Below are 13356 nucleotides of genomic sequence, written 5' to 3' on the forward strand. Positions count from 1 at the left end.
TGATCTGTACGAATCCGGTAATGAATGGAAATACTATAATGAAGCGACCACTATGTGCTATTGGGGGATTATTAGCTGTGGTTGTCTTTTTCCTCGTTCAGATTTTGCCAACGGGGGAATCTAATTTACCTGCTGATCGGCAGGTGATCACCATAATTGGAGAGATTAGTGGAAAAGAGAATAGAATAAACTCCTTTTCAGGAGAAAAGCAGCTTGTTGTTTACTTGAAAAAAGATAATGGAAAAAAGGTTATGCTCTACATTGATGATGCAGAGTATAATCTTCCTTTTGGCTGTTTTGTTAAGGCCAAAGGGAAGGTAAAGCTCTTTTCCGAAGACAGAAATCCCGGGGAATTTGACAGCCGTAATTATTATAGAATTTTAAAAATTGAATATTGTCTCACCGATGTTCAGATACTCGGAATAGGAGGAGAGAAGGATGGCTTTTCTGAAGGAATTTATAATGTGAGACTGTATCTTGAACAAGTCCTTGATAATGTGTTAAGACCTAAGGATGCCGGAGTTATGAAGGCAGTTCTTCTTGGCAATAAAAACGGACTTGATGAAGATGTAAAAGAAGCCTTTACAAGGAACGGAATTATTCATATAATGGCAGTTTCGGGGCTACATATATCAATAATAGGCATGACGCTGTACAAGCTTATCAGAAGGACAGGAGCCGGCATTGTTATTAGTGCCTTGTCCGCAATATCTGTTATGTACATGTATGGAGTTATGTGCGGAATGAGCACATCTGCGTTCAGGGCAATAATCATGTTTATGGTAAGGTTATTCGCTGATGTCATTGGGAGAACGTACGATATGCTATCAGCACTTTCGCTGGCAGGAATCATGTTGTTGTGCGCTCAGCCTTTGTACATAAAGCACAGCGGCTTTTTAATGTCCTTTGGTGCGGTACTGGCTATAGGATATGTTCTGCCTGCATTACCTGAAGTTATCAGAAAAGGAAAATTGAAAATATTTTCTGCAAGCCTTTCTATTATGCTGGTTACATTGCCGGTGTATATGAGTTTTTATTATACCTACCCAGTTTACTCAATTTTTCTGAACGTTCTGATACTTCCGCTTATGTCATTGCTTATGCTCTTTGGAATACTTTGCATCATTTTAGGGACTGTGTTTTTACCAAGTGGTGTCATGGCAGGTACTGCCTGTCATTTGATAATCAGATGGTTCATCTTTTGCTGTGATGTTGGCAGTTCTATACCTGGAAGTACATGGTATGCAGGACATGCTGGGATTCTGCAGGTGGTGCTTTATCTTATGGCTCTGGGAATGTTTGTGATATTAAAATCCGGGGTAATGGAAGAGTATATAAATCCTGATCTTGAAGATAAGAGAAAAAGAAGATTCCGGTTTTTCTTCGAAGGAATACGATATTTCATACTCTTTGCCGGGATCATGGTCCTTTGTATCAGGATAAGGCCTGAACTTAGAATAACTGCTCTTGATGTGGGGCAGGGGGATGGAATTGTTATCGAAACAAAAACCGCCAATTATCTTATTGATGGAGGAAGCACATCAAAAAAGAATATTGCAAAGTACCAGCTGATACCCTTTTTATCATACAGTGGGATTTCAAAGCTCGACGCTGTGATAATGACCCATGAGGATGAGGATCATATAAGTGGAATCCTTGAGCTTATGGATGAAATGGAAAAAAGCAGAGGAAGCATAAGAATTGAGAATCTGATACTGCCTAAAGTTGATGAAGCTTCAAAGGAAAATAATTATCTTGAAATCGAAAGAAAGGCTAAAGAATGTGGAATACCTGTAATGTATATAGGAAGAGGTGACAGGATTAATGACAGTGATATGGAGGTGTGTTGCATTGGACCTCAAAAGAATATGATCACAGATGAACCAAACGCATATTCAACCGTATTGTACTTAAGGAAGGGCGAATTCAGCGGACTTTTTACCGGTGATGTAGACGGACAGGGACAGGAAAATTTAAGGGAGTATATCCGTGAAAACAGGGAGAAATTCAACAATCTGACGCTTCTAAAGGTTGCGCATCATGGGAGCAGATATACTACCGATGAGGAATTCCTTGATCTGATCATGCCCAGGATAGCCATTATCAGCTGCGGCATAAAAAACAGATACCATCATCCTCATAAGGAAGTGATAGACAGACTTGAGAAAATAGGCACCAGAACGTATATAACTGCAGAAAGCGGTGCAATTATTACTTCTTTGGATGATAATCGGTTAAAAATTAATACTTACATAAATTAATGCCTTGAAGAATTGTGAGTAAAGATAACTCATTAATGGTAAAAATTGTCAAGTACGAGTTTTGAATGATGCGGTGCATCTTTTGTAAACACAAGGTAAAATTAGTCATTTATAATAACCATGTAGTTAAGGTATAGAACAGAGGTGAGGGATGAGAAAAATAATCGCAGGCGCGATGCTTATAATCGCGATTCTGCTGGGGGCTGGCAGCTCCACCGTGACAGTACATGCTGCGGCTACTGAGAAGCAATCTGTTTTGACCAGTTATAGTGAAGATTCTGCCAATGCAGATGAGGAAACTGATGAAGAGACAGATACGGACGATAGTGATGAAGATGCTGAAGTACTAGGGGAGAATAGAGAGCAGGCAGATAAATTTATTCTTTTTATAGAAATAGCGATTTCGTTGACATTTGCAGTTGGTCTTTGCTGCAAGCCATGGGCAGAGGTTAAGTAGGTAGGTATGAAATTTTATATATAATTTTAAGAACGCGGACTGGGGAGTCCGCGTTCTTGCTTTAATTCAATATAAAACTCAGTTGAATTTCTGGATACTTTTCATAAGTGCACATTCTATTCATTAGATGGATTTATAACCTTTATTAACAAGAATATTCTCTACCGCATAAATGTCATCTGTGTGCATTACCATTATGGGCAGACCAGATTCGCGGTTGAAAGATAAATAGATATAATTGACATTGATATTACTTTCATATAAAGACTTGAGGATATTATCAAGTGCACCTACTGCGTCAGGACACTCTATGCCAAGTACGTGAGTAGTTTTGCAAATATATCCTTCAGATCTTAAGACTTCAATACACTTCTCGGGATCGGAAACAACCATTCTTATTATACCGTATTCAGCAGAATCATTGGTTACGGAACCGAGTATATTGATATCATTTGTCCTGAGAATTCCGGTGATATTCTGAAAACATCCCTTTTTGTTTTCAGCGTAAATAGATACCTGTTTTAACATTCTGACTCCTTCCATAAAAAGACTTTAGCCTGATTCAAAAAGCAATTTCTATAGGCCTATTTATGATATAATACAACATATTGTGATTACGGAGCAAGGGGAGAATATGGCTGCGAAGAAAACTACGGATTACCCGGTTAAGCAAAAACAAATAAATGAGGACATACAGACCGGTAATTTCAGACCCTGTTATCTGATATACGGTGATGAAGTATACTTAAGGAAACAGAACAGGGATAAGCTTAAGAAAGCACTGCTTGGAAGCGGTGATGCCATGAATCTGCAAAGTTATGAAGGAAATAATCTTAATCCCGGTGAGATAATAGACATGGCAGAGACACTTCCTTTTTTTGCGGAGAGACGAGTTATCGTAATAGAGGATAGCGGCTTTTTTAAAAACGGATGTCCCGAGCTTGCAGAGTACCTGAAGAATCCTGCGGAAACAACGGCATTTCTGTTTGTGGAATCCGAAGTCGACAGACGAAAGGATATGTATAAAGCCGTAAGTAAGATAGGACTTGATATTAACTGTGAAACTCCTGATGAGCAGATGCTGTATAAATGGATTACAGGCAAGTTTAAGAGTGAAAATATGGTTATCTCAACCAGGACTATCGCATATTTTATAAACAGAGTCGGAACAGATATGTCCAACATGATCCATGAGATGGACAAGCTCGTAAGCTATTGCCTTGGCAGGAACGAAGTCACCGAGAAGGACATAGACGCTGTATGTGCAAACTGGCTGACCAGCAGGATATTTGAAATGACAGATGCTATAGTCATGAAAAATCAGGCGAAGGCCATGGAAATATATTATGAACTTCTGGCACTTAAGACTGCACCTGAACAGATACTGGCTCTTGTACTCAGGCAGTTTAATCAGCTTCTGCAGACTAAGGAAATGGCGGAGCTTGGAATGAACAAGAAGGATGTGGCGTCCAAAATCAGTGTGCACCCCTTTGTGGCTGAGAAGCTTTTGGGCTGGGCGAGAAGTTATTCAATGAAAGATTTGAAAGAAGCAATAGATATGTGCCTTTCAAGTGATGAAGCGGTAAAAACCGGAAGGCTGGATAGATTTATAAGTATTGAAATGATCATAGTTAAATCCACATCGAGATAATTTACCTATAAGATGTTTTTTATGATAAAATCTTAAGGGAGTCGAAATTGGATTTCTCTGCCCATAATTAGCGTAATCATATAAGAAAAATATGTGTAATTACGCTAAAGATGAGTATCTTGCAAATTTTGTTTTAGGAGGCATTTGTTTTGCTAAGACCAAAACCACAGGAATTATACAGACATTTTAAAGGCGGTAAATATCAGGTTATAACAATCGCCAGAGATGCAGACACAGGAGAGGAACAGGTGGTATATCAGGCACTGTACGGTGATTTTACGGTATATTGCAGACCTTTAAAGGAATTTGTATCTGAAGTAGATAAAGAAAAATATCCCAATGCTGATCAGAGGATGAGATTTGAACTTTTTACTCCTGATGAAAAGAAGGCAGCTGATGAGTCAAAGCGCCATTTTGAGATTCCGGAGGGGCTTGGCATTGGAGAAAAGAAGGAAGAGACTAAGCCAAATTCCGATTATATGAATCGCACTATTGAGGAGGAGGCTGAGGATTTTGGCATGAATCCACTGGTAGTCAGATTCCTTGATGCGGGCAGCTCAACTGAGAGACTTGAAGTTCTTAATCTCATAAGACCGGTTGTCACAAATGATATGATTGATATAATGGCTATGGCAATAGATACGGAGATCCCCGGGGATGATCCGGACGTTCGTTGCGGAGAACTCAGGGAGTGTCTTTTAACCAAGCAGAGATTCGAAGTTACCAGACTGCGTAGCTGATGAATGGGACGGACTTGTAAGCAGACAGGTAAGATAAAAAGATTTGTTTATAGATGAGGAGATATGAAGGTAATATGAAGTTATTAAGTATAACAGTTCCCTGCTATAATTCGCAGGATTACATGAGAAAATGTATTGATTCACTTCTTGTTGGTGGTGAAGATGTTGAGATTCTCATAGTTGATGATGGCTCAAAGGATAACACAGCTGCCATAGCAGATGAATATGAGCAGAAGTATCCTACCATATGTAAAGCAATCCATAAGAAGAATGGCGGTCATGGTTCAGCAGTTAATGCAGGTCTTGAGAATGCAACCGGACTTTACTTTAAAGTTGTAGACAGTGATGACTGGGTAAAGGAGATTGCATACAGAAAGATACTGACAACTCTTGAAGAATTTGTTGGCGGGAGCGAGAGACTTGATCTTCTTATCAGCAACTTTGTTTACAACAAAGAGGGTGAGCATAGACACAAGGTTATGCGTTATAACAGAATGTTCCCTATCGAGGAGATGTTTACCTGGGATGACGTTAAGAAGATAAGCATAGGCCATTACCTGCTTATGCACTCAGTTATTTTCAGAACCAAGCTTTTGCGTGACTGTGGATTGAAACTGCCGGAGCACACCTTCTATGTGGATAATATTTATGTATTTAATCCGCTGCCGTTTGTTAAGACCATGTATTACCTGGATGTCAATTTTTACTACTACTATATTGGCAGATCAGATCAGTCAGTAAACCAGAATATCATGATTTCAAGACTGGATCAGCAGGTTCGTGTGAACAAGCTGATGGTTGACTATTATGTTGAAAACATCGGAATGATCAGATCAAACAAGAAGCGTTATCATTACATGTTTAATTATCTTGAGATCATTACAGCTATCTCTACAATTCTGATGATTGCATCAGGAACAAAGGAGAATCTTGAGAGAAGAAAAGAACTCATGAGATATATCAAGAACAGAAGCCTTCTTCTCTATTGCAAGCTTCGATATCGCATTGAGGGTGTATTTGTTTATCTCCCGGGAAAGGGCGGAAGAAAGATTACGCTTACCGGATATAAGATTGCACAGAAGCTCTACAATTTCAATTAAGCTTAGTATTTTGAGACGTAAAAAAACCATGGACCTGCAAATGCATCAGTCCATGGTTAATTTTTTTAATAATTATTGAATAACTCTCTTGGCTTTAATTCTTTCATTATGGCGATGATAAGCATTTACCACCAGCTCACTCTTGTAGACCACAAGGTTAGTAGCTACTGCAAATATGATTCCGCCAAGTACATCTATTACAGAATGCTGTTTGATGAACATGGTTGAAAGAATAACCAGTATACAGAAGATCAGTGAACCGGATTTAAGTCCCTTGCTGAAACGCTTTGAATTAGATACAGCAAGGTGTGTGCCGATTGCATTGTATACATGGATGCTCGGCCAGAGATTAGTAGGTGTATCAGTCCGGTAGAGGTTAGCAATCAGATGAGTAAAAATATTATCTCTGGGCATCACAGCAGGTCTCATATACTGAATATTGGGCCAGATTGATGATATTATCAAAAACAGCGTCATACCTGTGAAGAAAAATGCTGCATTCTTGAAAAAGTCTTCCATGTCATACATGAGAAGGAATAGGAAGAAGAAGAATGAACAATATGCAAACCAACCAAGGTATGGGATGATAAACACTTCGATAAAAGGAATCTTATCATCTAAAGCTGCATGAATCTCTGTATAATGCAATTCTTTTGTGCCTTCCAGGTGGAAAAACCATGTAAGGTAGATGAAACCGTAAATGATAACCGGTATCAGGCATCTGATGGTATCCTCAAGTCGTTCCCTGGTCCAAGGCTTGTCAAACCATTTTGATGTTCTTTTTTTCATAAAAAAAATCACCTTATATTGATAAAAAGCTAATTAGTATTACGTTTTCTACTATATCTCAGCACAAAATAATTATCAAACTAAAAACTGTACAAAAATCATAAAAGTTTTATAAAATCCTAGTTATTTTGACCAAATTTAAGAGAGCAAATTAAGCTTTTTATGATGGCAGGTAAGTGTTATTGAATCGGACTTTAATAATACTTCACCATCTGTGTGCACCCATAAGGGAATGGCTGTTGTGATTTTGATTTCTTTGGCGCGGACATGGTGAATGCCATGCTGACCATAATGCTTGCCAAAATATGCCAGTGGCAAAGCCTTGAATATCTGTCTTATGCTCATGTCGCCGCCTGCGATCAGGTCAAAATAACCATCCTGTGGATCTGCATCCGGTGCAAATTTAAATCCGCCACCCTCATAAGCGTGAAGCATTGCCGCTGCAAAAATGAGATGGTCTATATGTATATGTGTGCCATCGTCGGTCTCAATATCGCATGAGGGCTGATCTGCATGAAGAATCTGTCTGATTGCGATAATACCGTAAGTCAGTTTTCCAAGTCCGAACTTATTGAGCTTGTTTTTGGTACTTGAAGAGAGCGCTTCTTCGCAGACCGCAGCATCAAAGCCTATACCTGCACTTACATCAAAGCGTCTTTCCTCTGAGATTCGCTCATCATGAAGTCTTGAAAGTGTCTTGGTCATGTGATCGTAATGTACATTACCGATATCGAGCTTTCTGACAACCTCGCCCTTTAATATCTGATTTATCAAAACCGCTGGATCTTTGGGAAAATTAAGATCCCGTACAAAATCATTGCCTGAACCAAGGGGGACAACCCCGAGCCTTACATTATCAAAATCCTGAATTCCTGAAATGACTTCGTTGATGGTTCCGTCTCCGCCCATAACAACGATGTTTACAGGCTCATTATCCGCAGAAGCAAAAGCTTTATTTTCATTATTTTTTACAGAGATATTATCTGTTATCCTTTTTACAACGCTAAGGGCATGTCCCGGTCCCTTCGTAAAGAAAATCTTGTAGGGCTTTCCCAGTGCTTTGCACTTTTCCTCAAAAAGATTATAAATATTTTTCCCGTGCCCGGATCTGGCAGAGGGATTAACAATACAATAGAACATACAACTGCTCCCCAAATAGTTAATTATAGAGTTTATCCGGATATTGAAGGGGATAAACTCTATCTAATATAGAATAACGCTAAAATTGAATTTAATAAATAATTACGGTAAATAAAAACTTATACATTAAGCTATCTTTGCTTTTGACACCTATATTATTATATGCTATGATACAACACAAAATTGCTTTACCACATTAAAACGTCAAATTATCGAAGCGGAGGATATGCAGGTATGTACTCATTGGACGAAGTTAAAAATGTTGATCCGGAAATCGCGTCACTTATTGTAGAGGAGATGGAGCGTCAGAACGATCATATTGAGCTCATCGCATCTGAAAACTGGACCAGTAAGGCTGTTATGGCAGCTATGGGAAGCCCTCTTACCAACAAATATGCTGAAGGATTACCGGGGAAACGCTACTACGGCGGCTGTCAAGTCGTAGATAAGGTTGAAAATATCGCAAGAGACAGAGCAAAGGAGCTTTTCCATTGCGATTATGCAAATGTGCAGCCTCACTCAGGAGCACAGGCTAACCTTGCTGTTCAGTTTGCACTTTTACAGCCCGGTGACACAATTCTTGGAATGAATCTCAGTCAGGGCGGACATCTTTCACACGGAAGTCCGGCAAACATTTCCGGAACATATTTTAATGTTGTTGCTTATGGTGTGGATGATAACGGCTTCATTGATTATGATGAAGTGAAGAGACTTGCCAAGGAGCATCAGCCAAAACTTATAATTGCAGGTGCATCTGCTTATTGCAGAACCATCGATTTTAAGAAGTTCCGTGAAGCTGCTGATCTGTGCGGCGCTGTACTTATGGTAGATATAGCACATATCGCAGGACTGGTTGCAGCAGGCGTACATCCCAGCCCGTTCCCGTATGCAGATGTTGTAACTACAACTACACACAAGACTCTTCGCGGACCCAGAGGCGGACTTATCTTATGGAATCAGGAAGCCCAGGATAAATACAAATTCAACAAGGCTGTATTCCCCGGAATTCAGGGCGGCCCTCTTGAGCATGTTGTTGCAGCCAAGGCTGTATGCTTTAAGGAAGCTCTTTCTCCTGAATTTAAGACCTATGCTGAGCAGATCGTTAAGAATGCAAAGGCACTAAGTGAAGGTCTTATGAGCAGAGGAATTCAGATAGTATCCGGTGGCACAGACAACCATCTTATGCTCATAGATCTTACAAACTATGATCTTACAGGTAAGGAAGTTGAAGCATGGCTGGATGATGCGCACATCACTGCTAATAAGAATACAATTCCAAACGAAAAGCAGTCACCGTTTGTAACAAGTGGTATCAGACTTGGAACACCTGCTGTTACAACACGAGGAATGAACGAAGAGGACATGGATAAAATTGCCGAAGCAATTTCTATAGTCATCAAGAGCAAGGGTGAGAAAAACGATGAAGCCAGAGCTATCATCAAAGAATTAACTGCAAAATATCCGCTAATTTAAACAATATATTGTATATCAGAGCTGTCCTGACTCTATGTATAGAGAGGGGCAGCTTTTTTTCTGTTTTACGTTCAGAATTTCGAGCAAGAAAAACGGTATTTTGAATTGTGTATATAATATACTGATTTAAAACAATTTATCAGATAATCAATATTAATAAACGAAATAATCTAAATATGAAAATAAAATATAAAAAGTGTATTGACAATTGCTTAAAACATGTGTATACTACGTTTAAAGATAAGAGAAAGAGAAAACTTCTTTCAATAATTCAGCAGAACAGGCTGAAAGAAATGGAGGTACGGTCCAAAGGGAACTTAAGTTTTTACTCTAAATCTTAGTTTTAAAATTTTCGGAAAGGAAGGTATAGTCCGCCGAACTACTTAAGTAACATCTAAACAATAGTGAATATCCAACACAACGAGCTTAAGTACATGACATAGTGGCGAGAGCTTAGTCGTCGAACTAGCCGTCACAGCATACGAGTGCAAAGGTTAATGGAAATAGCAGAGTTGAGAACTTGGAGGTAAGTCCATTGGACAGTGAATCACAATTTGATTATGCGTAAGGGCGAATGTATAGAAACAGATGCATTCGCCCTTATGCTTTTTGTGCGGTAGAGCCTTTTTATGTTTGCTTTATAGTCCTGTGAGTGATTGCCCGGGAAAAATGTGGAACCCCTGATCACAGGCGGATAAGCACTAAGTTTTGATTTTTAGTTTCATAATATACAATATTTTGTGGTAAATATTTTCCATATCAGTAGAACTTGTAATATTCATATGCTATACTTTGAATATAAAGTTTTAGGGGATTTTCCATGGGGAGGGAATATGGAAGATAAAATGAATAATAACGGCGGTTCTGAGAGAGATGTTCGCAGAGAGCTTAGAAGGCAGCGCAGGATTAGAGCACAGATAACGGCATATGCTATAACAGGTGTATTAGGCGTTTCAGTAATATCCGGCGCTTTTTTTACGCTGGATAAGGTTATAGGCGCTGTAAAAGCATATAATGAGCAGGTTGAGGAGACTGTAGCAGAGGCTAAGGAGGTTAATGTACAGCCGGCTGCTGTTGAATCACCTGATGAAGCAGTGACGGATGCTGAGGTTATGAGTGGAGAGGATATGCTTGATCATGTGGTTGATACATGCATTTCCGAGATGCCTTTAGAGGATAGGGTGGCAGGACTTTTTATGGTCTCACCGGAGCAGCTCACCAACTCAGATGCTGTCATTAAGGCTGGCACTGCTACCCAGGATGCACTTAATTCCTATGCAGTGGGAGGTCTTGTATATCTTTCAAAAAATATCAAGGATGGTGCTCAGATAAAAGAAATGCTTAGTTCTACATCAGCAATGAGTAAATATCCTTTGTTTTTATCTACAGTTGAGGTTGGCGGTGAGAAAAGTGTAGTGGCAAATGCTTTGGGACTTGATCCTGTTGCATCACCGGCAGAGCTTGGAAGTAATGGTAATGCTGACGAAGCTTACAATACTGCATCAAGAGTTGCAGATTATTTAAACGGTTATGGATTCAATTTGAATCTTGGTGTTAATGCCAATTTGTCAGCTGAAGGGAATTCTTTTGGTGCTGATTCAAAGACTGTATCTGCAATGGTTGCCAAGACTGTTGAGGGATTACAGTCATTTGGAGTTTCAGCCTGCCTTCAGTATTTTCCTGAGACAATAAACAGTGGTAATAATGTAGACGGACTTGCAGAAGTTCTTGAACCATTCAGAGCAGGAATTGATTCCGGAGCAAGCATGATAATGGTTTGCAGCGCACCTTCCACCGGAATCACAGGTGATGATACACCTTCATGCCTGAGTCAGACAGTTATGCAGGAGGTTCTTAGAGGACAGCTCGGATATAACGGAATCATAATTACTGATTCTTTATCAGATATTTCTGACAGGTATTCTTCTGCAGATGCAGCCGTTGCAGCGCTGCAGGCAGGTGCAGACATGATTTTCCTGCCGGAGAATTTTGGAGAGGCATATCAGGGAGTGCTGGCTGCAGTTCAGAATGGCACGATCTCAGAGGATAGAATAAACGAATCACTTAGAAGGGTTTACAGAGTGAAGTATGCCAATAGAGTAGAGGAGATAACTGCTCAGTAATAATAAGCTAATAAAATTAAAGTGCCGCCGAATCAGTAAAAATACTGGTCCGGCGGCTATTTTAAAGTGCGCCATTCGGCGTACGATGGCTCTTTCTTAGATGAAAGAGTCCATAATCGATGAAAAATCAGAGTTCATAAATCCAGATTTCGAATATGTTGACGAATTGGATGCTGCTCTGGAAGCTGCGGTCTCAAGGCTTGTTGCAGCCTGAGATATTTTATATCCATATCCGGCCTTTTGGGTGAAGACATTCTCTACTGCTTCAGCTCCGGCGGCGTTTAACTTTTCCTTATCAAGTGAGAGCTTACCATTATTCTTAACTGAAATTCCAATAGACGAAAGCTCGCTCTTGTAGGAGTTGGTCAATTTGGACAGGTAATCAGCTCTTGTGGAAGTAGTAACATCTGATACATCAGAGGATGAATCCATAAGGCTGTTATAACTTTTTACAAAATTTGATACGGCGTTTGAAACCTTTGACGAGTTGTAATCAAATACTTTATTTTCATTACCATCTTCATCAGTTACATTATGCCAGGATTTGCTGTAAACAGAGCTGTCAGCTTTTGCAAGCTTTTCGATATCAGAAGCTACGCTCTTTGCATCAGAAGAAATTGCAGAATACTGTTTCTTTTCTGCAGCATTGGATTTTGGAGTTTCGGTCTTTGGCCATCCTGTATCCTTTGAACTGCGTTCTGACTTTTCGGTTGAATCTGAATCTTCGCTTTCAATTTTTTTATAATATGCTGAAACCAGCTTGCCATAGCTTCCATTTCTGATAGAGGAGTAATCGGATAGCATATTGGAAAGCCCTGACATCAGATTGTTTGAAGAACCACCTCCCGGTAAACTTCCAAATAAGGTGGAATAATCCATATTGATGTTAATTCCCATAGAAATCACTCCTTTGATCTTCGGGAAAATATCCCGGAAACGACAGCATCCTTGCTGTGTATAGTACCTCTAATTTATTTTTACACCGGCAAATGCAATCTTTCAAATGAAAAGATGATTAACAATATGAAGAATGTGTAAAAATGCTCGGTTTTACGAATCGGGATAAAAACCGGAATAAGACAGGGTGACTTGTAATAGTTAATTCCACTTTGTAAGAGTAAATTCCACCTTGTAGGAGTAAATTCCACGTGGTGGAGTTTTCTTTTTACAAAAATGATGGATTTTATCCACATTTACGGCTATAATAGCACAAAAGTCGGAAAAATGCGTATGACAATCAGAAGTCGAGTTCACGTTGTCCGGTTAAGAGTTAGTGAATTCCACCCCTAAGAGAAGTAGGTATGAAAGTCATCCAACCACGCAGAACTCCGGCTTTTTTATTATGAAATGGAAGTTTCTGCTCCGCAGAAACCTCGGAATTTAATAGTTAATGGTCAAAATACAGGCTGAGACATGATTAACGTCCTCCGGAGGCTCAGGGCTCCGCCCTAAGAACCTGCAAGGGACTAGTCCCTTGACCCTTTAACTGGGCTCTGCCCAGACCCGTCCTCGCCGGAAGCAGGACAGCAAGCATGCTTGCTGTCTGTTAGTTCAGGATAATCCGTGTCACTGCGTCAAGGGCTGCCCGGGCGCACGCGCCCAGCGTACTGTCCCTTGACTCC

General features: G+C 39.8%; 11 protein-coding genes. 7 read left to right on the forward strand and 4 right to left on the reverse strand.

All coding sequences use genetic code 11. From position 1 onward, the window contains the following. Window positions 1-38: 38 nt before the first annotated feature. Together T501_RS13375 and T501_RS13380 are read left to right on the forward strand one after the other, a co-directional pair. Complete coding sequence (locus tag T501_RS13375; protein ID WP_197027961.1) at window positions 39-2261, forward strand: DNA internalization-related competence protein ComEC/Rec2; 2223 nt, start codon at window positions 39-41, stop codon at window positions 2259-2261. Between the two features lie 151 nt (window positions 2262-2412). Next, entirely contained in the window at window positions 2413-2718 is a 306-nt protein-coding gene (locus tag T501_RS13380) for a hypothetical protein (RefSeq protein WP_026510744.1), read from the forward strand. A gap of 123 nt (window positions 2719-2841) precedes the next feature. Here the strand turns inward: T501_RS13380 and T501_RS13385 are convergent, their stop codons facing one another. After that, entirely contained in the window at window positions 2842-3246 is a 405-nt protein-coding gene (locus tag T501_RS13385) for an amino acid-binding protein (protein WP_026510745.1), read from the reverse strand. A 106-nt stretch (window positions 3247-3352) separates the two neighbouring features. On the opposite strand from T501_RS13385, the gene holA reads away from it, so the two are divergent. The 3 genes from holA to T501_RS13400 all read left to right on the forward strand — a co-directional run bounded on the left by holA (window position 3353) and on the right by T501_RS13400 (window position 6209). After that, window positions 3353-4369, forward strand: coding sequence for a DNA polymerase III subunit delta (holA, locus tag T501_RS13390; RefSeq protein ID WP_044915330.1), 1017 nt, complete (start codon window positions 3353-3355; stop codon window positions 4367-4369). Window positions 4370-4518: 149 nt separating this feature from the next. Further along, a complete protein-coding gene (locus T501_RS13395; RefSeq protein ID WP_044915331.1) occupies window positions 4519-5109 on the forward strand; it encodes a DUF1653 domain-containing protein in 591 nt (196 codons plus the stop codon). A 74-nt stretch (window positions 5110-5183) separates the two neighbouring features. After that, complete coding sequence (locus T501_RS13400; RefSeq protein WP_044915333.1) at window positions 5184-6209, forward strand: glycosyltransferase family 2 protein; 1026 nt, start codon at window positions 5184-5186, stop codon at window positions 6207-6209. Between the two features lie 72 nt (window positions 6210-6281). On the opposite strand, the gene T501_RS13405 is transcribed toward T501_RS13400, so the two are convergent. Further along, complete coding sequence (locus tag T501_RS13405; protein ID WP_044915335.1) at window positions 6282-6998, reverse strand: phosphatase PAP2 family protein; 717 nt, start codon at window positions 6996-6998, stop codon at window positions 6282-6284. Window positions 6999-7136: 138 nt separating this feature from the next. Next, window positions 7137-8138, reverse strand: a complete 1002-nt coding sequence (locus T501_RS13410) for a diacylglycerol/lipid kinase family protein (RefSeq protein ID WP_026510749.1) — start codon at window positions 8136-8138, stop codon at window positions 7137-7139. A 234-nt stretch (window positions 8139-8372) separates the two neighbouring features. Between T501_RS13410 and glyA the strand changes: the two genes are divergently transcribed. Both glyA and T501_RS13420 read left to right on the forward strand, forming a co-directional pair. Further along, window positions 8373-9611, forward strand: a complete 1239-nt coding sequence (gene glyA / locus T501_RS13415; protein ID WP_026510750.1) for a serine hydroxymethyltransferase — start codon at window positions 8373-8375, stop codon at window positions 9609-9611. A gap of 833 nt (window positions 9612-10444) precedes the next feature. Beyond that, window positions 10445-11734 carry a glycoside hydrolase family 3 N-terminal domain-containing protein gene (locus tag T501_RS13420; RefSeq protein WP_050008309.1) on the forward strand — a complete coding sequence of 430 codons (1290 nt, stop codon included), beginning with the start codon at window positions 10445-10447 and terminating at the stop codon, window positions 11732-11734. A gap of 96 nt (window positions 11735-11830) precedes the next feature. Here T501_RS13420 and T501_RS13425 read toward each other — a convergent pair whose 3' ends face one another. Continuing rightward, a complete protein-coding gene (locus tag T501_RS13425; protein WP_044915336.1) occupies window positions 11831-12631 on the reverse strand; it encodes a hypothetical protein in 801 nt (266 codons plus the stop codon). Between the last annotated feature and the right edge of the window lie 725 nt (window positions 12632-13356).

Source organism: Butyrivibrio sp. WCE2006 (genome assembly GCF_000701985.1).
In the GTDB taxonomy this organism is placed as follows: domain Bacteria; phylum Bacillota; class Clostridia; order Lachnospirales; family Lachnospiraceae; genus Butyrivibrio.